The organism is Proteus hauseri (assembly GCF_004116975.1).
GTDB lineage: Bacteria > Pseudomonadota > Gammaproteobacteria > Enterobacterales > Enterobacteriaceae > Proteus > Proteus hauseri.
The window spans coordinates 2,708,575-2,732,861 of the sequence record NZ_CP026364.1 but is presented as its reverse complement, the minus strand read 5'-3'; the positions used below and the strand labels follow the sequence as shown (position 1 = coordinate 2,732,861).

The 24,287-nt window shown below is 33.9% G+C and carries 26 protein-coding genes and 1 pseudogene; 3 read left to right on the top strand and 24 right to left on the bottom strand.

Features of this window, described 5'->3' with window-relative positions:
* Positions 1-75 precede the first annotated feature (75 nt).
* Positions 76-1,347, top strand: coding sequence for an adenosylmethionine--8-amino-7-oxononanoate transaminase (gene bioA, locus PH4a_RS12445; protein ID WP_129040114.1), 1,272 nt, complete (start codon positions 76-78; stop codon positions 1,345-1,347).
* 51 nt (positions 1,348-1,398) lie between these two features.
* On the opposite strand, the gene pgl is transcribed toward bioA, so the two are convergent.
* Positions 1,399-2,388 carry a 6-phosphogluconolactonase gene (gene pgl, locus PH4a_RS12440; protein ID WP_129040112.1) on the bottom strand — a complete coding sequence of 330 codons (990 nt, stop codon included), beginning with the start codon at positions 2,386-2,388 and terminating at the stop codon, positions 1,399-1,401.
* A 148-nt stretch (positions 2,389-2,536) separates the two neighbouring features.
* Here pgl and PH4a_RS12435 point away from each other — a divergent pair, with 148 nt between their 5' ends.
* Positions 2,537-3,358, top strand: a complete 822-nt coding sequence (locus PH4a_RS12435) for a pyridoxal phosphatase (protein ID WP_064719378.1) — start codon at positions 2,537-2,539, stop codon at positions 3,356-3,358.
* 82 nt (positions 3,359-3,440) lie between these two features.
* Here PH4a_RS12435 and modC read toward each other — a convergent pair whose 3' ends face one another.
* The 4 genes from modC to PH4a_RS12415 all read right to left on the bottom strand — a co-directional run bounded on the left by modC (position 3,441) and on the right by PH4a_RS12415 (position 6,298).
* Positions 3,441-4,505, bottom strand: a complete 1,065-nt coding sequence (gene modC / locus PH4a_RS12430; protein ID WP_129040111.1) for a molybdenum ABC transporter ATP-binding protein ModC — start codon at positions 4,503-4,505, stop codon at positions 3,441-3,443.
* On the bottom strand, positions 4,499-5,191 hold the full coding sequence (modB, locus tag PH4a_RS12425; protein ID WP_064719376.1) for a molybdate ABC transporter permease subunit: 693 nt from the start codon (positions 5,189-5,191) through the stop codon (positions 4,499-4,501). The genes modC and modB overlap by 7 nt, the downstream gene beginning before the upstream one ends.
* 17 nt (positions 5,192-5,208) lie before the next feature.
* Positions 5,209-5,979, bottom strand: a complete 771-nt coding sequence (gene modA, locus PH4a_RS12420; protein WP_064719375.1) for a molybdate ABC transporter substrate-binding protein — start codon at positions 5,977-5,979, stop codon at positions 5,209-5,211.
* Between the two features lie 175 nt (positions 5,980-6,154).
* The gene (locus PH4a_RS12415; RefSeq protein WP_074379341.1) at positions 6,155-6,298 is read right to left on the bottom strand and encodes an AcrZ family multidrug efflux pump-associated protein; all 144 of its coding nucleotides are present in this window, start codon (positions 6,296-6,298) and stop codon (positions 6,155-6,157) included.
* A 158-nt stretch (positions 6,299-6,456) separates the two neighbouring features.
* Here PH4a_RS12415 and modE point away from each other — a divergent pair, with 158 nt between their 5' ends.
* Positions 6,457-7,248 carry a molybdenum-dependent transcriptional regulator gene (modE, locus tag PH4a_RS12410; protein ID WP_129040110.1) on the top strand — a complete coding sequence of 264 codons (792 nt, stop codon included), beginning with the start codon at positions 6,457-6,459 and terminating at the stop codon, positions 7,246-7,248.
* A 183-nt stretch (positions 7,249-7,431) separates the two neighbouring features.
* On the opposite strand, the gene PH4a_RS12405 is transcribed toward modE, so the two are convergent.
* The 19 genes and pseudogenes from PH4a_RS12405 to PH4a_RS12320 all read right to left on the bottom strand — a co-directional run bounded on the left by PH4a_RS12405 (position 7,432) and on the right by PH4a_RS12320 (position 24,087).
* Positions 7,432-7,938 (bottom strand): contact-dependent growth inhibition system immunity protein, encoded by a 507-nt coding sequence (locus PH4a_RS12405; protein WP_129040109.1) that lies wholly within the window; start codon positions 7,936-7,938, stop codon positions 7,432-7,434.
* A 3-nt stretch (positions 7,939-7,941) separates the two neighbouring features.
* On the bottom strand, positions 7,942-8,127 hold the full coding sequence (locus PH4a_RS12400; RefSeq protein ID WP_129040108.1) for an endonuclease toxin domain-containing protein: 186 nt from the start codon (positions 8,125-8,127) through the stop codon (positions 7,942-7,944).
* 112 nt (positions 8,128-8,239) lie between these two features.
* Positions 8,240-8,491, bottom strand: a complete 252-nt coding sequence (locus PH4a_RS12395; protein ID WP_129040107.1) for a hypothetical protein — start codon at positions 8,489-8,491, stop codon at positions 8,240-8,242.
* 8 nt (positions 8,492-8,499) lie between these two features.
* On the bottom strand, positions 8,500-8,841 hold the full coding sequence (locus tag PH4a_RS12390) for a hypothetical protein (RefSeq protein WP_129040106.1): 342 nt from the start codon (positions 8,839-8,841) through the stop codon (positions 8,500-8,502).
* A 42-nt stretch (positions 8,842-8,883) separates the two neighbouring features.
* Entirely contained in the window at positions 8,884-9,216 is a 333-nt protein-coding gene (locus PH4a_RS12385) for a hypothetical protein (protein ID WP_129040104.1), read from the bottom strand.
* Positions 9,213-10,127, bottom strand: coding sequence for a hypothetical protein (locus tag PH4a_RS18300; protein WP_244212879.1), 915 nt, complete (start codon positions 10,125-10,127; stop codon positions 9,213-9,215). The genes PH4a_RS12385 and PH4a_RS18300 overlap by 4 nt, the downstream gene beginning before the upstream one ends.
* 204 nt (positions 10,128-10,331) lie before the next feature.
* Positions 10,332-10,665 (bottom strand): annotated as a pseudogene (locus tag PH4a_RS18535) (DUF637 domain-containing protein); the annotation flags it as partial.
* 281 nt (positions 10,666-10,946) lie between these two features.
* Positions 10,947-11,453, bottom strand: a complete 507-nt coding sequence (locus tag PH4a_RS12375) for a contact-dependent growth inhibition system immunity protein (RefSeq protein WP_129040096.1) — start codon at positions 11,451-11,453, stop codon at positions 10,947-10,949.
* Between the two features lie 3 nt (positions 11,454-11,456).
* Positions 11,457-13,163, bottom strand: coding sequence for a DUF637 domain-containing protein (locus PH4a_RS12370; RefSeq protein WP_244212878.1), 1,707 nt, complete (start codon positions 13,161-13,163; stop codon positions 11,457-11,459).
* A 483-nt stretch (positions 13,164-13,646) separates the two neighbouring features.
* Positions 13,647-13,817: a contact-dependent growth inhibition system immunity protein gene (locus PH4a_RS18290; RefSeq protein ID WP_425273737.1), complete on the bottom strand. Its 171-nt coding sequence runs from the start codon at positions 13,815-13,817 to the stop codon at positions 13,647-13,649.
* On the bottom strand, positions 13,814-14,185 hold the full coding sequence (gene cdiI / locus PH4a_RS12365) for a ribonuclease toxin immunity protein CdiI (protein WP_129040102.1): 372 nt from the start codon (positions 14,183-14,185) through the stop codon (positions 13,814-13,816). The genes PH4a_RS18290 and cdiI overlap by 4 nt, the downstream gene beginning before the upstream one ends.
* A gap of 432 nt (positions 14,186-14,617) precedes the next feature.
* Positions 14,618-14,923 carry a hypothetical protein gene (locus PH4a_RS18285; protein ID WP_129040100.1) on the bottom strand — a complete coding sequence of 102 codons (306 nt, stop codon included), beginning with the start codon at positions 14,921-14,923 and terminating at the stop codon, positions 14,618-14,620.
* Positions 14,917-15,210 carry a hypothetical protein gene (locus tag PH4a_RS18280; RefSeq protein WP_129040098.1) on the bottom strand — a complete coding sequence of 98 codons (294 nt, stop codon included), beginning with the start codon at positions 15,208-15,210 and terminating at the stop codon, positions 14,917-14,919. The genes PH4a_RS18285 and PH4a_RS18280 overlap by 7 nt, the downstream gene beginning before the upstream one ends.
* A gap of 68 nt (positions 15,211-15,278) precedes the next feature.
* Positions 15,279-15,785, bottom strand: a complete 507-nt coding sequence (locus PH4a_RS12345) for a contact-dependent growth inhibition system immunity protein (RefSeq protein ID WP_129040096.1) — start codon at positions 15,783-15,785, stop codon at positions 15,279-15,281.
* Between the two features lie 3 nt (positions 15,786-15,788).
* On the bottom strand, positions 15,789-17,495 hold the full coding sequence (locus PH4a_RS12340) for a DUF637 domain-containing protein (RefSeq protein WP_244212876.1): 1,707 nt from the start codon (positions 17,493-17,495) through the stop codon (positions 15,789-15,791).
* Between the two features lie 450 nt (positions 17,496-17,945).
* Entirely contained in the window at positions 17,946-18,197 is a 252-nt protein-coding gene (locus tag PH4a_RS12335) for a hypothetical protein (RefSeq protein WP_129040093.1), read from the bottom strand.
* A gap of 8 nt (positions 18,198-18,205) precedes the next feature.
* Positions 18,206-18,550, bottom strand: coding sequence for a hypothetical protein (locus tag PH4a_RS12330; protein WP_129040091.1), 345 nt, complete (start codon positions 18,548-18,550; stop codon positions 18,206-18,208).
* 11 nt (positions 18,551-18,561) lie between these two features.
* Positions 18,562-18,894, bottom strand: coding sequence for a zinc ABC transporter substrate-binding protein (locus PH4a_RS12325; protein WP_129040089.1), 333 nt, complete (start codon positions 18,892-18,894; stop codon positions 18,562-18,564).
* Positions 18,895-18,900: 6 nt separating this feature from the next.
* Complete coding sequence (locus PH4a_RS12320; protein ID WP_129040087.1) at positions 18,901-24,087, bottom strand: DUF637 domain-containing protein; 5,187 nt, start codon at positions 24,085-24,087, stop codon at positions 18,901-18,903.
* Positions 24,088-24,287 lie beyond the last annotated feature (200 nt).

Below are 24,287 nucleotides of genomic sequence, written 5' to 3'. Positions count from 1 at the left end.
TCAGTTTAAATAATAGGGTTATCATGTCAACTAAAATTGATCACCATTGGTTTACATGATTAAGTGGATAATGAAATGACACCTGATGATATCGCTTTCGATTTACGCCATATTTGGCATCCCTATACTTCGATGAGTAATCCACTTCCGGCTTATCCTGTTATGAGCGCAAAAGGCGTTGAACTTACATTGGCTGATGGCAGAAAACTTATTGATGGTATGTCTTCATGGTGGGCTGCAATTCACGGATATAATCATCCTGAATTAAATAGTGCACTAACAACACAAGTCGAAAATATGTCGCATGTGATGTTTGGCGGTATTACACATCCCCCTGCGGTTGCACTTTGTCGACAATTATTGGCGATAACACCGACACCGCTTGAATGTATTTTTTTAGCTGACTCCGGTTCTGTTGCTGTTGAAGTTGCATTAAAAATGGCATTGCAATATTGGCAAGCTAAAGGGGAAAAACGCCAGCGCATTGTGGCATTAAAACAGGGGTATCACGGAGATACGTTTGGTGCCATGTCGGTATGTGATCCTGATAACTCAATGCATAGCCTCTACAAAGGTTATCTTCCTAATCATCTTTTCGTTGATGCGCCTAAGACAGGTTTTTATGAACAGTGGGATCCTAATGATATCGATTCATTGCACTCAATTTTAGAGCAGCATCATCAAGAAATTGCGGCCGTTATGCTAGAACCTATCGTTCAGGGTGCCGGTGGAATGCGTATTTATCACCCAGAATATTTAAAACAAACCAGAGCCCTGTGTAATAAATTTGGCGTGTTACTAATTGCTGATGAAATCGCCACAGGTTTTGGCAGAACAGGTAAAATGTTTGCCTGTGAACACGCTGGTATATCACCAGATATTATGTGTGTTGGAAAAGCATTAACTGGTGGTTATATGACGTTATCTGCAACATTAACCACCCGCCATATTGCCGAAACTATCAGTCAAGGTGATGCGGGCTGCTTTATGCATGGCCCAACTTATATGGGAAATCCATTAGCTTGCGCTGTTGCCAATGCAAGTTTATCGCTATTAGCTAGTGGTGAATGGATGGTTCAAGTTGCTCAAATAGAAGCACAATTAAAACAAGAATTACTGCCACTAAAACAAGCGACAAAAGTGAAAGATGTGCGTGTATTAGGTGCAATTGGCGTAGTGGAAATGAATGAACCCGTCAATATGGCAAAATTGCAAAAAACCTTTGTCGATAAAGGGGTTTGGATAAGACCTTTCGGTAAACTAATTTATATTATGCCGCCTTATATCATGACTACCAAACAGCTATCAATATTGATAAATGCGATTAAACAAGTGGTTTCAGATTAACAACAAATCATCTCCTCTAGAAATATAGGGGAGATGATTTATTACATAGGATTATAGCGTAACTATTGTTACCCACATTGCGCCCTTTCCTACTGGATAACGCGCAAGTTCCGTCAATGCCCCAGTTTGTTTATCTAAACGAGAAACAGACACTGAATCTGATTTTTGACCACTAGAAACAAGATGATTTCCCGTATTATCAATATTAAAACCACGAGGTTGTGTTTCTGTTGGATAATAACCTATAGGTTGTAGGTAATCCCCCGATAATGAAATTGCCATTGCACAAATAAAACTTTCAGAGCGCTCACTAGCATAAAGAAAACGACCATCTGGCGTGATATGAATATCAGCAGCCCAACGGGTGCTATTAAATGTTTCAGGCACAATATCAAGCGTTTGCATTAAACGATATAAATCACCCATACGGCGATAAACGTTAATTGTCGCATCTAATTCATTGAGGCAATAAAACACATCTCCATTAGGATGAAATGCCATATGTCGAGGGCCTGCATTTTGTGCTGTAGTTAATTCTTCAGTACCCGCTTCGGTTAAATAACCTTCCTGTGATAAATCAAATAAACGAATATGATCTTCACCTAAACAAGGCACAATAAGCTGTTTATTATTCCAATCAATATTAGAAGAATGAGGTTTATTTAACCCTTCAATGATTTGAATAGGTGATTGGGCGATACCATTTTCATTAATAGGCAAAACGGCTAAATTACCTTGATGATAAGAAGGTACAAATAAGAAGCGCCCTGTTTTATCTAAACATAAATGAACCGGCGTACTTGGAATTGACGTAACGGCTTTTTGCTCTAATTGACCATCAACAGCGATTTTAAATGTCATTACACTAAAATGAGGGCGAACACCAACATAGAGGTATTTTCCATCTGCGCTTGCAATCATCGGTTGTACTTGCCCTGCAACCTCAACAACCTGTAATAAATGCATTTCACCCACTGAGTTTAATGCATAAACATGGATTTGATGGCTCTCTGGACTTGCTACGTAGACTACCTGATTCATCCCATCTCCTTAAAAGCGATTAACTATTGATTTATAAAGAATAATAACTCAACCACCTTTTACTTATCACGATTAAGCTAGTTTATCTTTTATTGGTTAACGTGTAACATCAAAACATTGCATCTTACTACTATCAAGGGGCTTATTTATGTCATATCGCGTTATTGCATTGGATCTTGATGGCACACTGCTTGATGACCAAAAACGTATCCTGCCAGAATCTTTAGAAGCTCTCAATCTTGCAAGAAAAGCGGGTGTTAAAGTATTAATTGTAACAGGTCGTCATCATGTTGCTATTCATCCTTTCTATCAAGCGCTAAACCTTGATACGCCAGCAATCTGCTGTAACGGTACTTATCTTTATGATTATATTGGTAAAAAAGTACTTGAATCAGACCCATTAACAACCAAAGAAACCAGCGCTGTTTTAGATTTAGTCAAACAAACTGATGTACATCACTTAGTTTATGCTGATGACGCTATGCTTTATGATCAATTATCAGCACCTGTACAACGTACATTAAACTGGTCAGAAACCTTACCTCTCGCACAACGCCCTAATTTAGTTAAAGTCGATGATTTTTATAAAGCAATGCATGATGTTAATGCAATTTGGAAAATTGCAACTACAACACCAAACCATGATGAATTACACGCTTTAGTCGAAAAAATTGAACAACAAGTCGGTTTAGAGTGCGAATGGTCTTGGGTTGATCAAGTGGATATCGCGAAAAAGGGTAACAGTAAAGGTCGTCGTTTACAGCGTTGGGTTGAAGCAAATGGCATGAATATGAGTGATGTTATTGCTTTTGGTGATAATTTTAATGACTTAAGTATGCTGGAGCATGTGGGCTTAGGTGTTGCGATGGGTAATGCTTCAGATGAAGTAAAATCACGCGCAAAATTAGTGACCAAAGTGAATTCACAACCGGGCATCGCAGAAACGATCCATAAATATATTCTGTCTTAATATCTCACCTTGATGGATTATCACTAAAAAATAAAAACCTCATCAATAATGAGGTTTTTTATATCTTCATTCATCAGATAAATCAAAGATGACGGCTTAAAGAAACACTCTTAATTTGCGCATAGAGCCACTGACCTTCTTGAATATTCAGTTCATCTTTTGCCCATGGCGTGATCCGAGCCCATAAATAGTTGCCATCGTTGACTAATTTAACATCGATCTGACCATCATTTTTTATCGTCTCTACTACTTTCATATGAAGGATATTACGAATACTACTATTTGATGGGCGAATTGTTGTTAACGACACATCGGAAGCATCAATACGAACACGAACATCACGACCAATTTTTGTTTCTATTTGTGGCAACCAAAGCACTTGATTACCAAATGCAGTCGCTGTCATGTCGTAATGGTTATGATGCTCAACTACCATTACATTCGCAATACTGCTTAATGTTTCTTTTTGCAACCAAGGACGTAAAGCACTACTCGCCCAAACATCTTCTAGTTTACCCGTTGCCTTTATTTTACCGGCATCCATAACTATCACGTTATCTGCTAGCCGAATGATTTCATCAAGACTATGACTGACATACAAAATGGGAATTTGTACATCTTGCGATAATTTTTCGAGATAAGGCAATAATTCACGTTTACGAGGTAAATCAAGCGAAGCTAAAGGTTCATCCATCAACATAATATCAGGCGCCGTTAATAGAGCACGGCCGATAGCAACACGCTGCTTTTCACCACCTGATAAAGTAATAGGAAAACGAGATAATAGATGTTCTATACCAAGTAAGTGAATTATTTTATCAAACTGCACCTTCATGGTTGGTGACATGCCATAAAGTAAATTTCCTCTTACTCGATAATGAGGAAACAGGCGTGCATCTTGGAATACATAACCTACTTTACGTTTTTCAGGCGGTAGATAAATTTTCTTTTCCGTATCAACCAATGTGTGATTATTTAATACAATGCGCCCTGAATCAGGCTTGGTTAAACCGCCAATAACATTAATTAGTGACGTTTTACCTGCACCTGATAGACCAAATACTGCGGTAATACTTTCTGTTGGTAGTTCTGTGTTCACTTCCAAACGCAAAGAGCCTAGCATCTGTTTAAAATTCATCTCTAACATACGCCCCCCAATCTTTTACGACCCCAACGAGTTAACCACTCAGAAGCCATTAAAGAGACGAGCGCTAAAATAATTGCAATAACACATAAACGAGCGGCATCCATTTCCGCACCTGGAGTTTCAATTAAGGTATACATTGCCAGCGGAATTGTTCTTGTTTCCCCTGGAATATTGGAGACGAAAGTGATTGTCGCGCCAAATTCACCTAATGAGCGTGCAAATGCCAATACAATCCCTGCGATAATACCCGGCATCGACAGCGGTAACGTTATCGTGAAAAAGACGCGTAGTGGCGAAGCCCCTAGTGTTCTTGCTGCTTGTTCCATACGTTGATCGACAGCTTCTAATGCCAGTCGAATAGCTCTTACCATAAGTGGAAACGCAACTACAGCTGATGCAAGCGCGGCTCCTCGCCAACTAAAGGTAAAGCTAAAACCAAACCAGTTATAGAGCCATTCACCAATAAATCCCCTCCTTCCCATACTAATAAGCAAAAGATATCCCACAACAACGGGGGGAAGGACCAACGGTAAATGGATAATACTATCGAGCAACGATTTACCCGGAAATCGAACTCTAACTAACAGCCAAGCCATCAAAATACCAAAAGGAAGACTGATAATAACTGCAACAGTCGAAACCTGAAGGCTTAAAACGATAGCTTGCCATTCGTATTCACTTAACATCTCCAAAAGTATAATTCCTACAGTGGGCTAAAGCCGTATTTCTTAAAGATTTCTGCGGCTTGAGGTGTTTTCAGATAGTCATAAAAATCACGAACTGCTTTATTGTCCTGATCTTTTACAACTGCCATTGGATACTCAACAGGTTTATGGCTATCAGCAGGGAATACGCCAACAACTTTTACTTTTTCGCTCGCAACCGCATCAGAACCGTAAACGATGCCTAATGGTGCCTCATCACGTTCAACTAATGCCATACCACTACGAACGTTATTAGTACGAGCCATATCAGGGCTTACAGTATCCCATGCACCTAAATATTCTAATGATTCTTTCGCATAGATACCAACAGGCACATGGTCAGGATCACCAACAGCTAATTTTCCGCCATTAAGTAAGGATTTCCATTTCGTTTCCTTATTAATAACAACGTCATTTAATTTACTATCTTTAGGGGCAATAAGAACTAAATCATTACCTAATAGCGTGTGACGAGTATCTGCAACCATTAAATTCTTATCGATTACGTAATCCATCCACTGCTGATCTGCTGAGATAAACAGGTTTGCAGGTGCACCTTGTTCAATTTGGCGAGCCAACGTAGAAGACGATGCATAAGAAGCAACTATCTCACCTTGTTTTTCTTGCTTATATTGTGCCGAAATTTCATTAAGAGCATTGGTAAGAGAAGCGGCAGCAAATACCGTTACTTTTTCCGATGCAAAACTTTGGCTAACTAAAGCAAAAGAAATAACTGCTCCAGCAAGCAATTTACCTGATAATTTTTTCATGTTTGAATTCCACTTAGATTAAATGATGACACGCTGTATATAGCAAAACACAGCGTAACATGAAAGGATTAGATAATGGAAATTAGTTATATATCAACAAATATAGCGATAATGATAATGATGAAAAAACAGCCCTTTATTTCTAAAGGGCTGTTCTAAATGAGGAGGGGAAAAATTATGACTTTTTATCGGCTTTTGGCTGACTTGGTGAAATAAGATTAAATAATTCACCTAATAAGTAAATAAGCCCCATGATGAAAACCATAACAACAGGTACCATCAAGAGAGCAAACCCCAAACTTTTCAATAATTCAAGCATGATAACCTCTTTATCATGGTATATTCGGAAATCCAGAGTTGGCAATTTTCCATGAATGACTAATAATAACGCTATAGTTCACCATATTCTAGAGAATTATCGCGTTGTGTCGCCACAAAAAATGCGATAACCACATAAAAAAGAAGAAGCCTATCATTATGCAAGCAGAAATATTACTGACACTCAAACTTCAGGATAAGCTCTTTGCAGATCCACGTCGCGTTGCTTTGTTAAAACAGATAAAAGCGACGGGGTCAATTAGTCAAGGGGCTAAAATGGCTGGTATCAGCTATAAAAGCGCATGGGATGCCATCAATGAAATGAATCAACTCGCCGATGAGCTACTGGTTGATAGAGCAACCGGAGGCAAAGGCGGCGGCGGTGCAACACTGACTCACTATTGTGAGCGTCTATTACAACTTTATGACTTATTAGGTCAAATCCAACAAAAAGCGTTTGATGTACTTAAAGATGATTCACTTCCACTTGATAGTTTATTAGCTGCTATTTCTCGCTTTTCATTACAAACCAGTGCTAGAAACCAGTTTTTTGGCACTATTATTGAACGTGATCATTTGCAAGTTCAGCAACACGTTAATGTGCAACTAGCTGATAAAAAAACCGTTATTCGTGCAGCATTAACAGAAAAAAGTGCTGACCGTTTGGGTCTTAAAAAAGGCAAAGAAGTGCTGATTTTAATTAAAGCGCCATGGGTAACTATTGAGAAAGGTACATCATTAACGGCTCAATATGAAAATGCACTTTGCGGCACCTTAACGCAAATAGAGACCGGCAGTGAAAACAGCGAATTAGTGGTGACATTAGAAGGTGGACAAGAAGTCTGTGCCACCTGTTCTAATCAGCATGTTAAAGACAGAAATTTAACACTAAACGATACTGTAACGGCTTTATTTAATGCCGATCAGGTGATTGTCGCCACATTGTGTTAATTATTAGTATGGTTGTTTTTCAATAAAAAAAATAAAACCATCGCTTAGTTAGTGTTTTAATAATAATATTAAGTGATGGTTTTTAATTGGAAATAATAATTAGCTTATTATTTTTCATAGATAAATTTATATAATAATAAATCATGTTAAACCTAATTAGCATTAGGTAATTTTAGTATTCAATTAAACTTTACGACTAATACAACGTGTAAAGGCGTCTTTTATTGAGGCACCTAAAACCTCATCACTACAATTAGTTTTTAATGTAATAATTGCACTATCGGGTATTCCCTCACCTACCCAATGATCCATACGTAAATGGTTTTTAGGGCTGATAGTGATTTCTCCATCAGAAACACTTAAAGCACATAACATCATATTTTTAAATAGAGCTGTTTTATTTTTATAATTATACTTTTTAATAATTTTTTTTATCCAGTCTTGATAAGATTTTTTATCATTATACATTTGATGAAACTTATCTGAATTTTCTTTTATTTGTTCACTTTTAATCAGAGCGAGTTTTGCATAATAACCTAATTCTTCATCAAGAATATCATTAGGTAAAATTTTATAGCCTTTTTTTAAATCCATTATGTAAATGGAATATCCAGAAAAGGTGACTAAAATATAGTAATCACCATTACAATAAACACTTGCCTCTAGTTCATTTTTTTTGGATAAAAGCATTAACTATTCCTCAATAATCGTAATATTAGCTTTTATATTTTTTGATGATGCATTTTTAATAGATTTATTTATTATATCCCATTGTTCTTTAGTTGTTCTTACAGGAACACCTAGTTCTAGAGTTTTTGATTTAACATCACTTGGTAGAATCTCAGTTCTTCCCTTTCTTTCTCCCGAGTATTTATTCATTTAAGTATTTTTAAATAAAAACCACCCCTAATTATTATTTTTAAAATAATATTAATTGATGATTTTTAGTTTATAAAAATATTTTTATTAAAAAATAAACAATTAAAATTATTTATTCTGAATACATGCGAGTAAAATAATCACTAATTTTATTGTTATCAAGCAATCTATCTTTGGTAAAATCAACACTATCAGAGACTACAATATATTTTCTTAACTCTTCTGGAATATCTTCTATCGTTGCATAAATAGTTGGAACAATAAAACGAAAATAGTCACCCATTTTGGTTTCACCTTCATAGCCAATGGGATAATCTTCTCCTATAGATTGCCCCTCTAATGCTTCAAAATAAAACATTCCCATTTTAGTTGCTAACTCAGCATCACAATTTTTTTATTTTCTAACCTAAAATTAAAGCTATTAATTATTTCTTGTTTATTTTTATATTTTTTATATACCCAGCTAGAATATAGATCTATAAGATACTCACCTTTTTTATTTACATCATTACTATATTTTTCAGAGTCTCCATCGATATATTCACATAAATCATTAAGTGATTCTTTTATATTATTTATTTTTAATATACATTTAGGTAACCATCCATACCCATTATTTAGCATCATTGAAATACATCCATTTTTATCCATAGCAATCCATGAATGATTTCTTGCTTGACCAGGATACCAGTTTATATCAAGTAACAATCCCATATATACTCCCTAGCATTAATTACTAAATAATTTTCACACATATTATTTAGGTAAATTTACCGCAATAAGTAATTTTAACCTTAATTGTTTATCCTTTAGTTTTCTTGAAAATAAATCTAATGATGACACATTGATATCTTTAAATTCACCATTAAATCTAGATAATTCAAACTCAACAATATAATCTTTATTAACTAATAGTGTATACAAATCATAATCTTCTTCTAAAATATGTTCCAAACAATAGACGCTTGTTATATCAGAGAATCTAGCTTTTAAGAAAAAATTAATTTTTTCATTTTTTAGAATAGAACCTTCATTTTTAATCAACCTCTCCTTAATAATTATTTCTTTTCTAGAACCAATTAATTTCATTTTAGTCTTCCTGGCGTTGCTGTTACTAAATTACCTAAATTATCCGTTAAAATTGTTATAAAATTCGTTGAATTTTTAGTAAATTTATCAGTACCTATATATTTATCTAATATAATAACTCTTTCATAAAATTTTTCATCATTACTATTAATGACTCTATTGATGTGTATTTTTGAAATATCATTACTTTGAAGTATTAGCTTTAAATCTACTTGACTGATAGTGAATTGGCTAGCATTTTTATCTGAAAAATGCCGATGAATCACATGTACCCAACCACGCTTTAAGTTACCATTCTGAATATTAATCCTAGATTGAACAATAGGATACTCTAATTCATTTTTAGAAACTACTGTTCTGGCTCCATTAGATACTTTATATCCATTCGTAGTTACTCCTGAATATATTACAAGCTCCCCGTTGTTGATTATTTCAATAGCTTTTTTATTGGTAGTTATTAATAATTTTTCTTTTTCTACTATCGGTTTTATGGCAGTAATATTTAATTTGCCTGACGTTATTAAAGACTTTGCGCTATTAGCTAACATGCTGGAGAAAGCTTTCGCACTTTCTTCTGAACTTGCTAATACCTTATAACCGCTGCCAAAAGTGACGCCTGCTATTGCTGCTTCCGGAGCCGATATTCCCGCAATATTAATACCTAGCTGATTAGCACAATAAACCCAGTTAGCTTTACAGGTATTAAATGCAACTTGAGCAATAGCGATAAGTTCTGGTGTTGCTGCAATAACAGTATGACCAGCAATAAAACTTACACTTCCTCCTAAGCCAAGAGCGATTGCAACCATTCCTGCATTTTGTCGATTGACAACTCTTTCTGCTGCTGCAACATCTCCCTTCGAAGCAGCGATCATATCCTTATTATTTTCTAAAGCTAATTTAGAAAGCATAATGCTCACTGTAATTATGCCGATAAACTAATTCCGCAGAATGATCCGCAGAAAATACGCCTTCAGGTTTACGAGTCACAATAGCGCCGGTCAGTGCACCAATTAATTTAGTGAGCTGTGTTTTTCCTTCATTGCCATGTATTGCCTCTTGAATTAATGCAACTTGTCTGTCAGTTTCATTTAAATAACTAGGCTCAAATAATTTACTTTGTAGCGATATCGCCGCTATTTCTGCCGCCAAGGCACCCGCTACTGCGCCAGTAACACTGCCTCCTGCAATTTCTGCACTAATACCTGCAACAACGGAATGACTTAACACCTTTCCTGCATGTCCTAATACCGCACCGTTATCGCCAATTAGGTTGGCACCTTCTGCGTGAAATTGACTACCGATATTGCTTAATAGCGCGGTTTTAAAATTATCAATAAAACTGCCGCCTTGAATGGCAGTACCCAGTGTTGAACTGACGACTGAGTGTGAGGCAACACGCTGTGCAACTTGATTCCATGTTGCGTTATCGGTCGCAAGTAACTTGCCTAATGCTTGTTCTAGTGATTGTTCTTTTTGGATTTTAATATCAGCAGATATGCCTTTTGGCGCATCAATTGTGAGCTTTCCGCCAATATAAAGTTCAGGTAATTACTGCTATTCTTTATTAATTATTAACATGATTAGTTTTATTAAAAAATAAAACCAACTAAGATAATTCTATTTTTAATTTGATTATTTACAATTATTAAAAATATATTTATATAGATATATATAATAAAAAATCACCCTACACATAATTAGCATAAGGTGATTTTATTTAGTATCCATTAAACTTTACAACTAATACAACGCGTAAAAGCTTCTTTTATTGATGCACCTAAAACCTCGTCACTACAGTTGGTTTTTAATGTAATAATTGCATTGTTAGGTATACTTTTACCAATCCAATGATCCAATCGTAAGTGATCATAAGGAATAATAGATATAATACCATCAGTCACATTCACATTACATAAGTTCATGTTTTTGAATAGTGTCGTTTTATTTTTATAATCACATTCTTTAATTATTTTTTTTATCCATTCAGAATATAATCCATCGTTATTACGCATTTCATGATATTCAGATGAATTAGCATCTAATATTTCGCTTTGGATTAATGCATTTCTTGTAAAGAAACCCAAATCTGCATCAAATGGATCTTTGGATAAAACCTTATAACCTTTTTTAAAATCCATCAAATAAATACCGCTTTTTGAAAGAGTTATTATAATATAATAATCATTATTAAAATAGATACTTGCTCTTAAGTTATTTTTTTTTGATATAGACACTATTTACTCCTCAACTATTGTAATATTAACCTTAATATTTTTTGAAGATGCATTTTTAATAAAATTATTAATAGCATCCCATTGTTGTTTGGTTGTTCTTGCAGGAACACCTAATTCTAGAGTTTTTGATTTAATATCACTTGGTAAAATATCAACTTTTCCCTTTTTTTCTCCTGAATATTTATCCATAGTTGAAATATATTTATTTAATATATTTTCTATTGATTTTGGATTTTTAAGTCTTGATTCCGTCTGGGTATTTAATGTCTTTACACTAATATATTCATCTGTATTACCATCATAATAGTCAAATGTTTTGGCGTTAAGATGTAATCGTGTCAGTCGTTTATTTGATAGACCAATGTAATTCTCAAATGTCATTCCTTGCTCTACTATTGTACCTTGGTACATCCATTTCATTGTTATTTTATTTCCTGATTTGTCAATAAAATAAATATCATTTATTGGTATAAATTGCGTTTTATTGGCATTAAAACTTATAGGACCATAAATTCTATTACCATTACGCCTAGTTATTGATGCACCTATTGCAATTACTGAAGTTAAGTTTTCAAGTGCTTTTTTATCCCATCCAGTAAATTTACTCGCATTTTCAATCCATTGATTTTTTGAAAATGTTTCACTATCTGTTAATTTATCGGCTTCAGTGTAAGTAAATAATTTAATTTTTTCATAACCGCTAAATAAGGGATAATTTCCACCTATCCTGGTTTTCTCTTTTGTGATCCAATAATCTGAAAGTAATGAATCTTCCACATGTGTATATGGGTATTTATTCATTAAAGATTCATAGTAATTTCTTTCAGATGAATCTAATGATTCCTGAGCAATGCAATAAACTTTTCGACAAGACGCAGCTAACAAGCGCTCTAATTTATTTTTATCTCCATTAGCTAATTTATTAATTGCTTTTGTTTCTTCTAAATGAAGTTGTCGATTATAACGTTCGACTAACTCTGCTGAATTAGCCGCACTAATAACGCCCTCCGCTTTACCTGTTGCAAGTAAACCAGCAAAAGCACCCACTAAACGACTTCTTTGAGCCTGCTGTTCTCGCCACAGCTCTGTCTTAATTAAATTATTGCCCAGTGATATCGCCGCTATTTCTGCCGCCAAGGCACCCGCTACTGCGCCGGTAACACTGCCTCCTGCAATTTCTGCACTAATACCTGCCACGACGGAATGACTTAAAACCTTTCCCGCATGTCCTAATACCGCACCGTTATCACCAATTAGGTTGGCACCTTCTGCATGGAATTGACTGCCAATATTGCTTAATAGTGCAGTTTTAAAATTATCAATAAAACTGCCGCCTTGAAGGGCAGTACCCAGTGTTGAACTGACGACTGAATGTGAGGCAACACGCTGTGCAACTTGATTCCATGTTGCGTTATCGGTCGCAAGTAACTTGCCAGTTGAGGGTAATGTTCCCCCCTGAATTGCCTGATCCCAACCCATAAATTGGTCAAGGCCTTGCAATGCCCCTGCAACCACCATACTTGTAACAATAGATTTAACGGTGTCACTACGACCGAGCGATCCAAGGGTTTTAGAAATATTGCCTTTGTTTTCGGCTAAAGAGACAGCCGCTTGCGAAACTAAAGAGGCAAAACCCGCTTGTGCCGCAACCGATGCCGTTGAAGCCACACTGGCTGATGCACCTGCCGCAATGGTGGCTTTGCTTGCCATTCCACCAACGGTCGCCGCAGTTGCAGTACCGTAAGTTGCAACCCCTACCGCGATAGCAATAACCGCACCGACAACTGGGTTTAATTGCTGAGTTTTATCATCCCAATGAGCGTAAGCGTCTTTAACTAAACTCCAATTAATATTTTCTTGGTGCTGAAGATCGTTAAGCCAAGCATATTCGGGTGTGTTACTTAAAACGGTTAATGCTTGTTCTAGTGATTGTTCTTTTTGGACTTTAATATCCGCAGATATGCCTTTTGGCGCATCAATTGTGAGCTTTCCGCCAATATAAAGTTCAGGTAATTACCGCTATTCTTTATTAATTATTAACATGATTAGTTTTATTAAAAAATAAAAACAACTAAGATAATTCTATTTTTAATTTGATTAATTACAATTATTAAAAATATTTTTATATAGATATATATAATAAAAAATCACCCTACACATAATTAGCATAAGGTGATTTTATTTAGTATCCATTTAAACTTTACGACTAATACAACGCGTAAAAGCTTCTTTTATTGAGGCACCTAAAACCTCATCACTACAATTGACTTTTATTGTAATAATTGCGCTATCAGGTATTCCCTCTCCTACCCCATGCTCCATACGTAAATGGTTTTGAGATTTTAAAATATAATTTAAATTTATTTAGTATTTAATCTATTTTTTGATAGCAATATATTAATTTTTATTTTGTCTTTAGGATGCATTAATAAATACTTTTTACACGATAGTCTAATATATTTATAACAAACATCTTCACTTACAGTAATAATATCTTTATCTGTTAGAGGATATCCTATTCCAAATTTAACACCTGAAAAATGTTCAGATACATCAGAACTATTCATATCTGGAAAAAAGCAATATATACCATCAAGTACAAAAGGCTCTTTTTGAATAAGATTCGAAACAGCTTCTAAAAAACAGCCTTCATTATATATAAGATCAAAATAACTTTTTATAGTCCAACTAGGCTCACTTTTTTCATAGGGAAATTCAAATAGAAATTTCATCAATACACTCCTACTTAGGATGGAAGTTAGTAACCATCTTTGTTTCTTTATCTAGATATACTCTAAAAATAATGCCTTCTGACATTGCATCATAGGATTGCAATTCTTTATCTAACGCATTCTTATATCCATTAGCCGCTGCTTTTTGACCTAATTCAAGTATTTTTTGGTCAGAAAAAATCTTGGGATCATATATACATAATAAAAAACCACCTTACACATAATTAGCATAAGGTGATTTTATTTAGTATCCATTTAAATCTTACGACTAATACAACGCGTAAAGGCTTCTTTTATTGAGGCACCTAAGACCTCGCCACTACAGTTAATTTTTGATTTAAAAAATGCATTGTTAGATATATTTTTACCAATTTAATGATTCAATCGTAAGTAAATATTTGTGGTTTTAAACTCCATATCAAAGCTAATCTTTTATAATCGCAATAAATCACCTGAAAAATCAACAGGTATAGGAGCAATAAAACTCTCATTATATGAACTAATAATATATCCTAGATATTCATTAAAATTCTTATCTAACGCTGTTACCTTATCTTCATTTTCATTTTCATTTTCATTTTCATTTTCATTTTCATTTTCATTTTCATTTTCATTTTCATTTTCATTTTCATTTTCATCATAATGATAAACTAAGTCAGGTTGACTTGAGTGTGTCAATAAAAAATAATATTGAGTTTCAGATTCAATTGAAATAAAAAATGGTTTTTGTTCTAACATATCCCATAAACCAAGATTATATAACTCTTCCCTTGAACCATATTGAAACAAAATATGCCATCGTATAAACCATTCTCTGTAAAAAACCAGAGGATCATCCCAAAAAAACCGCCACTACAACGCCCCATGCAATTCAAAAAGTCATATAGCTGATCTGCTACTTTAATATCATAAAGACGTTCAATTTTTTTTATTTCATCATCAGAATATCCCTTTATTTTATGAATGTTGATAGGAAGCTCTGGATAGATAGAATGTAAATAGTTTATTAATTGATTATTTTTCATAGATAAACTCATATAATAAAAAATCACCCTACACATAATTAGCATAAGGTGATTTTATTTAGTATCCATTAAACTTTACAACTAATACAACGCGTAAAAGCTTCTTTTATTGATGCACCTAAAACCTCGTCACTACAGTTGGTTTTTAATGTAATAATTGCATTGTTAGGTATACTTTTACCAATCCAATGATCCAATCGTAAGTGATCATAAGGAATAATAGATATAATACCATCAGTCACATTCACATTACATAAGTTCATGTTTTTGAATAGTGTCGTTTTATTTTTATAATCACATTCTTTAATTATTTTTTTTATCCATTCAGAATATAATCCATCGTTATTACGCATTTCATGATATTCAGATGAATTAGCATCTAATATTTCGCTTTGGATTAATGCATTTCTTGTAAAGAAACCCAAATCTGCATCAAATGGATCTTTGGATAAAACCTTATAACCTTTTTTAAAATCCATCAAATAAATACCGCTTTTTGAAAGAGTTATTATAATATAATAATCATTATTAAAATAGATACTTGCTCTTAAGTTATTTTTTTTTGATATAGACACTATTTACTCCTCAACTATTGTAATATTAACCTTAATATTTTTTGAAGATGCATTTTTAATAAAATTATTAATAGCATCCCATTGTTGTTTGGTTGTTCTTGCAGGAACACCTAATTCTAGAGTTTTTGATTTAATATCACTTGGTAAAATATCAACTTTTCCCTTTTTTTCTCCTGAATATTTATCCATAGTTGAAATATATTTATTTAATATATTTTCTATTGATTTTGGATTTTTAAGTCTTGATTCCGTCTGGGTATTTAATGTCTTTACACTAATATATTCATCTGTATTACCATCATAATAGTCAAATGTTTTGGCGTTAAGATGTAATCGTGTCAGTCGTTTATTTGATAGACCAATGTAATTCTCAAATGTCATTCCTTGCTCTACTATTGTACCTTGGTACATCCATTTCATTGTTATTTTATTTCCTGATTTGTCAATAAAATAAATATCATTTATTGGTATAAATTGCGTTTTATTGGCATTAAAACTTATAGGACCATAAATTCTATTACCATTACGCCTAGTTATTGATGCACCTATTGCAATTACTGAAGTTAAGTTTTCAAGTGCTTTTTTATCCCATCCAGTAAATTTACTCGCATTTTCAATCCATTGATTTTTTGAAAATGTTTCACTATCTGTTAATTTATCGGCTTCAGTGTAAGTAAATAATTTAATTTTTTCATAACCGCTAAATAAGGGATAATTTCCACCTATCCTGGTTTTCTCTTTTGTGATCCAATAATCTGAAAGTAATGAATCTTCCACATGTGTATATGGGTATTTATTCATTAAAGATTCATAGTAATTTCTTTCAGATGAATCTAATGATTCCTGAGCAATGCAATAAACTTTTCGACAAGACGCAGCTAACAAGCGCTCTAATTTATTTTTATCTCCATTAGCTAATTTATTAATTGCTTTTGTTTCTTCTAAATGAAGTTGTCGATTATAACGTTCGACTAACTCTGCTGAATTAGCCGCACTAATAACGCCCTCCGCTTTACCTGTTGCAAGTAAACCAGCAAAAGCACCCACTAAACGACTTCTTTGAGCCTGCTGTTCTCGCCACAGCTCTGTCTTAATTAAATTATTGCCCAGTGATATCGCCGCTATTTCTGCCGCCAAGGCACCCGCTACTGCGCCGGTAACACTGCCTCCTGCAATTTCTGCACTAATACCTGCCACGACGGAATGACTTAAAACCTTTCCTGCATGTCCTAATACCGCACCGTTATCACCAATTAGGTTGGCACCTTCTGCGTGAAATTGACTGCCAATATTGCTTAATAGCGCGGTTTTAAAATTATCAATAAAACTACCGCCTTGAATGGCAGTACCCAGTGTTGAACTGACGACTGAATGTGAGGCGACACGCTGTGCAACTTGATTCCATGTTGCGTTATCGGTCGCAAGTAACTTGCCAGTTGAGGGTAATGTTCCCCCCTGAATTGCCTGATCCCAACCCATAAGTTGGTCAAGGCCTTGCAATGCCCCTGCAACCACCATACTCGTAACAATAGATTTAACGGTGTCACTACGACCGAGCGATCCAAGGGTTTTAGAAATATTGCCTTTGTTTTCGGCTAAAGAGACAGCCGCTTGCGAAACTAAAGAGGCAAAACCCGCTTGTGCCGCAACCGATGCCGTTGAAGCCACACTGGCTGATGCACCTGCCGCAATGGTGGCTTTGCTTGCCATTCCACCAACGGTCGCCGCAGTTGCAGTACCGTAAGTTGCAACCCCTACCGCGATAGCAATAACCGCACCGACAACTGGGTTTAATTGCTGAGTTTTATCATCCCAATGAGCGTAAGCGTCTTTAACTAAATTCCAATTAATATTTTCTTGGTGCTGAAGATCGTTAAGCCAAGCATATTCGGGTGTGTTACTTAAAACGGTTAATGCTTGTTCTAGTGATTGTTCTTTTTGGATTTTAATATCAGCAGATATGCCTTTTGGCGCATCAATTGTCAGTTTTCCGCCAATATAAAGTTCAGGTAATTATTGCTATTCTTTATTAATTATTAACATGATTAGTTTTATTAAAAAATAAAACCATCACTTGCTAATTATTTTAATAAATAATATTAAGTGATGGTTTTTAGTTTAGAAGAATATTTTTATTAAAGAATAAACAATTAAAATTATTTATTCTGAATACATGCGAGTAAAATAATCGCTAATTTTATTGTTATCAAGCAATCTATCTTTGGTAAAATCAAGACTATCAGAGACTACAATATATTTTCTTAACTCTTCAGGAATATCTTCTATCGTTGCATAAATAGTTGGAACAATAAAACGAAAATAGTCACCCATTTTTGTTTCACCCTCATAGCCAATGGGATAATCTTCTCCTATAGATTGCCCCTCTAATGCTTCAAAATAAAACATTCCCATTTTAGCCCCTATTCCCGCATCAGAATGATTCCCATCCCATTTTTCAATTCAAAATCAAATTTTTTTATTATTTTTGATTTACCATATTTTCTATAAGTATAACTTGAATATAAATCAACAATATAGTTAGCATTCTTATTTATTTTATTGTTGTATTTTTCTGATTCACCATCAATATATTCAGATAAGTCATCCAAATATAATTTAATATCAGGTATCGATAATAGTACTTTAGGTAACCACCCACTATTGTTATTATACATTTTTGCTAAATACCCTTGATTATCCATGGCAACCCACGCATATGTGTAAGATGAACCTGGTACCCATTCTGAAATTAGAGATAAAGCCATATATCCTTATTTTAATTAATAGGTCCATCCCATCGTAATTGATGACGTAATTCATTAGGGACCAAGTTAAATAACATTTTAATATACTTGATATTACCATCATATAATATACTTATTTTTGAACTGCATTTTTCAGTATATGTTTTAGCTTGAAAATTTAAAAATGAAATATCATTTTCATCAAAATCTTGATTAAGTATTTTTTTGGGTAAATTATGAATTAACTGTAATTCGTAATAACAAGATTTATCTTTTGCTTTTGCTATCATTCCTCTAGACTGAATATTTCTTAATTGGGGCAAAATCCAATACATCATATCTATGTATATTTCATTTTTAGTCATATATTCTCACTTTATTTTTCTTACAGGTAATGGCTTTGAATCAACTATAGGATTGTCTATTTTAGTCCAGCTTCCATTATCTAACAATTGATTAATATATTTTATTTCTCCTATTTCATTATATATTTCCACTGCAGCAACCATCCTATGGTTACCTTCCGTTACATAATAAACACCCTTTTTATCTATATAACCCGCAATAATACCTGATGGAGCTTTGTAGCTATAAAAGTTTTTAAGCATATCAGCTTTTATTAAATCAACTGCATCAGGATCACTTAATCCTACTTGTCCACTTTTTATAGAAGAAACCAATTTATTTCTTGTGGTAATCTTAGCTGATGTCTTAGCTATAAGCTGAGAACTTCCTTTCGCAACTCCAGCACCACCAGCAAATAAACCTACAAGATCAAAAATTAGTTTTCCACTTTCAACACCCGCATTAAATGAACCAGATACACCTGCTTTTTGATATTCTGCTTCCAGTTTTTCAATACGCTCGATATACGATTGCTTAACCGCTTGAGTTAATGTATCGAAAGCATTATCACTTTGAATAACCGCTTTGATAGCTTGGTATGTTTCTAATGGATTTGTAGCAAGAGAAGCGAGCCCTTCAATCGTTTCATACAATCCTGTTGGTATACCTGCTACAAGGCCTGCATTAAACCCTATATCTTGTCCTATATCTGCTGATAGCCATTTAAGATAAATTGCTGTCTTTTTAAAATAATTAGTTTCAGCAGATAATTCTTTCTCCATTAATTTTTGCTGATGATGAGAGAGATAATTGTAACGGAAACTATTTTCAGCCCCTCTAGCGCCACTATATACACCACCTGGCTCACCAGTAAAAATTCCACCTGCAATGCCACCAAATAATCTAACAAATTGAGCTTGTGATTCTGATTTTTTCTGCCACTCCTCAGCCTTAATAGTATTATCACCCAACGAAATAGCCGCAATTTCAGCAGCTAAACTGCCGACAATTGCACCTTTAACATTTCCTCCACTAATTTGGGCAGATAAACCAGATAATGTTGCATGACTTAAAACCTTTCCCGCATGTCCTAATACCGCACCGTTATCACCAATTAGGTTGGCACCTTCTGCGTGAAACTGACTGCCGATATGGCTTAATAGCGCGGTTTTAAAATTATCAATAAAACTGCCGCCTTGAATGGCAGTACCCAGGGTTGAACTGACGACTGAATGTGAGGCGACACGCTGTGCAACTTGATTCCATGTTGCGTTATCGGTCGCAAGTAACTTGCCAGTTGAGGGCAATGTTCCCCCCTGAATTGCCTGATCCCAACCCATAAATTGGTCAAGGCCTTGCAATGCCCCTGCAACCACCATACTTGTAACAATAGATTTAACGGTGTCACTACGACCGAGCGATCCAAGGGTTTTAGAAATATTGCCTTTGTTTTCGGCTAAAGAGACAGCCGCTTGCGAGACTAAAGAGGCAAAACCCGCTTGTGCCGCAACCGATGCCGTTGAAGCCACACTGGCTGATGCACCTGCCGCAATGGTGGCTTTGCTTGCCATTCCACCAACGGTCGCCGCAGTTGCAGTACCGTAAGTTGCAACCCCTACCGCGATAGCAATAACCGCACCGACAACTGGGTTTAATTGCTGAGTTTTATCATCCCAATGAGCGTAAGCGTCTTTAACTAAATTCCAATTAATATTTTCTTGGTGCTGAAGATCGTTAAGCCAAGCATATTCGGGTGTGTTACTTAAAACGGTTAATGCTTGTTCTAGTGATTGTTCTTTTTGGATTTTAATATCAGCAGATATGCCTTTTGGCGCATCAATTGTCAGTTTTCCGCCAATATAAAGTTCAGGTAATATCCATATTCCTTTGGTATATCCCTGATCACGCTGAGTGATATAAATATCTTTTGAATTAGTAATAACTTGTTTAAAGGCTGTATTTTTAACTGCTTTAAAATTAATTTTTCCTGCTTTACTGATTAGCTTGGCATTTTTTGTTGTATTAATTTTAGTTGCTTCTAACGTGATATCATTTTTAGCAAATAAATTAATATCGCCATTAGCAATAAACTCACTTACTTTATTATTGGTGTTATATGATTTTTTCGTATATTTCTTTTTAGTAATACACAAAGTCCATCTATTGCATTTTTTCTTCTTCTCTTCGTAATAACTGGTTTCCTCCATTGCTTGCGCGTAGAGATATCCTCCTTTAGCAGCAATATCGATGGTATTATTTGCGGTGAGTTTTGATGCTTGAAATAAAATACTGCCTTCAGATGATAGTGTTAGATTTTTACCACTAGAGATATCTGTACCAATATGTTTATATATTTCTTCTAGATTGGAGCCTGATTTTTTACGAAAATGTGTTCTTACTGATCCTAATTGAATATTGCCACCACTCGATATAGTGACGTCACCCTCTGATTTAAGTGAACTTCCTTCTGTGATTAATGAGCCTGATGACGCAATAGAAATACCGTTATTTCCCGTAATGGCAGATGTGGCATACTGAATATCTTGAGCATCTTCGTGGAAATTTTTGATAACGGAATAAGCATTTGCACCTAGCTTTATATTTCTACCCGACAATACAATTGCTTTATCTTTTGAACTTAATACTGTTGAAGTTAAATCAATATCACGAGCGGCATTTAAAATAAGGTTATTGTCTGAAAATAATTTAGATTGTAATTGAGGATAATGAATATCCTTAAAAAAAGGATCTGCATCTTTTATTGATTTTGAGGCAAGAAAAATATCCTGTCCTGCGTTGAAAGTTATGGTTTTATCACTATGATATTTTATTCCTTGACTAATAATATCTTTACCGGAAGTGAATGTAATATCACCTCGCGTTTTCCAGCTTTCCGTTTTTGATAATGCAGGTTCTTGAGTATATAAATGGAAATACGGTAATATCTTAAAAAGCTCTGATTCATTTTTCTGAATTTTTATATCACCAGATGAAATTAAATTTAAAGAGTTAGCATTATTAACCTCAATATTATTAAAAGTAACATTACCTCCAGATTGAAATAAGATAGAATTAGAAACATTAATAATAGGAGGAGTTAAAAGATTATTTTCATTAAATGCAGAAATAGGGTTTAATGTATAATCAATATTTCCATTTTTGGCAAGAACAACACTATCTTTAGCCGTTAAATCTACTTGGTTAAGCGCTATATTTTTATTTGAAATTAAACTTAACGAATTTTCAGATGAGAGATGTAAATCTTTTGCTATAAGATCTCCACTAGAGATGATAGATAGATCATTATCTGATTTTATATTTGAAGATAAATTAATAGAATCAGAATTAATTAATATATTCTTAGCTAAAGTATTGTACTCTGAGTGTGATTTATTTATTAATTTTTCTATTGGCGAATGTTTAGATGGAGGATTTTCTTTTATATTAATACTATTTTTAAAATCTAAAACCAAATTACCTTTTGATAATATTGAGGGAAAATTATTTCTATCAGGTAACCAAGAGTAAAATTTATTAACTAATTCAAACTTTAATGGTTCTCTTACATAAAGGATATCGTAATTATCTTCATCATCCTCATCATCTGCATATACCCCTAGATGATCATATGCAGTCTTATACTTGTACCATAAATTTAATTCTCCAGATCCTAAATTTGAAATTACAGCATTACTTCCTGTTAAAATAGTATTTTTATTACTCCGTATCACTCCTAATTTATTGACCAATTCATTAGCATTAATATAAATATTTTTTCCTGAATCTATATATCCTATAAAATTACTATAATTATATTTATACCTTTCTGTATTAATAACATCAGTACTTGTTAAATCTAGATAGCCAAACCATTTTTCATATGGAAAATTCTCTAATTCGGGATAATAGGTGTTTATAGAAACAACACCTTGGCTATTTCCCCAATATGATGCAACGAAACGTCTGCTAGCAGTGGAGTTTGCTTCAATTTTTGAAATAATGGGTAACTCATTTAATGATGTGTTAACCAATTTCTTGGTTCGAATAATCAAATCACCCTTTTCTGTTTTTATGGTAGCTGATTGATTTTCAATTAAAGTACTAGGATCACCCTGTGCATTTTTTTGTATCCATAAATTATCTTTCGCTAGAATAAGCGCCTTTTCACCTTTATTACTGAGCTTATCAGTAAATAAACGCATATCTTTTTCTGCAATTATTTCACTTTGATTTGTTAATGTATTTGTTGCTAACGTAATATCCCTTTTCGCTTTTAACTTTGCATTATTATTAATTTGTAGCTCTTTACTGCTAGCATTAATATCTTGAGCTGACTGAATATTGCCATTAAAGGTAATTTTTCCATCAACAGTTAAATTCACGCTATTTTGGGTTGTTTGAATATCACTTAAATTAACACCAACACCTTTTTCGCTACTGACTAAGCGTATTTGATTGGCATACATGCTACCAAAAGGTTTGGTATCAATAGATAGAATGGGTTTAGCACTAATCGCGGTAGTTGTACTAACAGTTCCTAACTGAAAATTAATGCGATTAGTTCCTTGCATTAAAGAAAAGTTTTGCGCTTTAATTTTTCCATTTAATTCAATACTACGACTAAGAATATCTGTATAAATTTGCGCTTCTGCATCCATTCCTTGTGCGCCAATAATGACATGGCCTTTATTAACTGAAATAGCAGAGAGTGCACCTTGATTATCAAGAATTACTTTACCTGTTGTTAGTGTCATTACTGGTGTGTTAATAAAACTACAACCATCGCAAGTAATACCATTAGGATTTGCTATTAAAACGCTGGCTGGCTTACCTACTACTTCTAATTTACCTAATAACTGAGAATGTTCATTACTCACTACTTCATTAATAATAAAATTAGCTGCATTACCATTTAACTGGGTATTAGCACTAATTTGGCTCGCTAACGATGAATTAACTGTGGTTGTAGCATTATTAAAAATAATTCCTTGTTCGCCCACATTAAAAGAGTGAAAACGATTATGAGAAATATCGATATCATTAGGTGTTGCTATATTAATAATAGGAATAGTATTTTTATTATTTATTTTTATTGTGTTATCAGATGGAGTAATCACTGAACTCCAAGCAGGATGTAATGGAGAAATAGCGGTTAAATAAATAAGACTATAGACGATTAAACACTTTTTTTTAGAAATATCCTTTTCATACATAAAAGCCTCCTATGCTTTTATTAAAAACATAATAAACCAGCAATTAACAAAGCCAAGAAAACATAATAAAAAATATCATTTAAATATTTAAAATAATAAACAGTTTAAAGATTGATATTTATTATTACATTATTCCCCAACTAAATAAGACATTATTAATTAACAATAAATAATATTTTTTATCATTAATTATGGCTCTT

Bases quoted from the DNA above. Each gene is read 5' to 3' on its own strand.
- PH4a_RS12390 (WP_129040106.1), bottom strand. From the start codon at position 8,841: ATGGGATTGTTACTTGATATAAACTGGTATCCTGGTCAAGCAAGAAAT.
- PH4a_RS12435 (WP_064719378.1), top strand. From the start codon at position 2,537: ATGTCATATCGCGTTATTGCATTGGATCTTGATGGCACACTGCTTGAT.
- modE (WP_129040110.1), top strand. From the start codon at position 6,457: ATGCAAGCAGAAATATTACTGACACTCAAACTTCAGGATAAGCTCTTT.
- bioA (WP_129040114.1), top strand. From the start codon at position 76: ATGACACCTGATGATATCGCTTTCGATTTACGCCATATTTGGCATCCC.
- PH4a_RS12385 (WP_129040104.1), bottom strand. From the start codon at position 9,216: ATGAAATTAATTGGTTCTAGAAAAGAAATAATTATTAAGGAGAGGTTG.
- PH4a_RS12325 (WP_129040089.1), bottom strand. From the start codon at position 18,894: ATGACTAAAAATGAAATATACATAGATATGATGTATTGGATTTTGCCC.
- modB (WP_064719376.1), bottom strand. From the start codon at position 5,191: ATGTTAAGTGAATACGAATGGCAAGCTATCGTTTTAAGCCTTCAGGTT.
- PH4a_RS12400 (WP_129040108.1), bottom strand. From the start codon at position 8,127: ATGAATAAATACTCGGGAGAAAGAAAGGGAAGAACTGAGATTCTACCA.
- PH4a_RS12330 (WP_129040091.1), bottom strand. From the start codon at position 18,550: ATGGCTTTATCTCTAATTTCAGAATGGGTACCAGGTTCATCTTACACA.
- PH4a_RS18280 (WP_129040098.1), bottom strand. From the start codon at position 15,210: ATGAAAAATAATCAATTAATAAACTATTTACATTCTATCTATCCAGAG.
- pgl (WP_129040112.1), bottom strand. From the start codon at position 2,388: ATGAATCAGGTAGTCTACGTAGCAAGTCCAGAGAGCCATCAAATCCAT.
- PH4a_RS12340 (WP_244212876.1), bottom strand. From the start codon at position 17,495: ATGGCAAGCAAAGCCACCATTGCGGCAGGTGCATCAGCCAGTGTGGCT.
- PH4a_RS12395 (WP_129040107.1), bottom strand. From the start codon at position 8,491: ATGGGAATGTTTTATTTTGAAGCATTAGAGGGGCAATCTATAGGAGAA.
- modC (WP_129040111.1), bottom strand. From the start codon at position 4,505: ATGTTAGAGATGAATTTTAAACAGATGCTAGGCTCTTTGCGTTTGGAA.
- PH4a_RS12335 (WP_129040093.1), bottom strand. From the start codon at position 18,197: ATGGGAATGTTTTATTTTGAAGCATTAGAGGGGCAATCTATAGGAGAA.
- PH4a_RS12370 (WP_244212878.1), bottom strand. From the start codon at position 13,163: ATGGCAAGCAAAGCCACCATTGCGGCAGGTGCATCAGCCAGTGTGGCT.
- modA (WP_064719375.1), bottom strand. From the start codon at position 5,979: ATGAAAAAATTATCAGGTAAATTGCTTGCTGGAGCAGTTATTTCTTTT.
- PH4a_RS18285 (WP_129040100.1), bottom strand. From the start codon at position 14,923: ATGTTAGAACAAAAACCATTTTTTATTTCAATTGAATCTGAAACTCAA.
- PH4a_RS12320 (WP_129040087.1), bottom strand. From the start codon at position 24,087: ATGTATGAAAAGGATATTTCTAAAAAAAAGTGTTTAATCGTCTATAGT.
- cdiI (WP_129040102.1), bottom strand. From the start codon at position 14,185: ATGAAATTTCTATTTGAATTTCCCTATGAAAAAAGTGAGCCTAGTTGG.
- PH4a_RS12415 (WP_074379341.1), bottom strand. From the start codon at position 6,298: ATGCTTGAATTATTGAAAAGTTTGGGGTTTGCTCTCTTGATGGTACCT.
- PH4a_RS12405 (WP_129040109.1), bottom strand. From the start codon at position 7,938: ATGCTTTTATCCAAAAAAAATGAACTAGAGGCAAGTGTTTATTGTAAT.
- PH4a_RS18300 (WP_244212879.1), bottom strand. From the start codon at position 10,127: ATGCTTTCTAAATTAGCTTTAGAAAATAATAAGGATATGATCGCTGCT.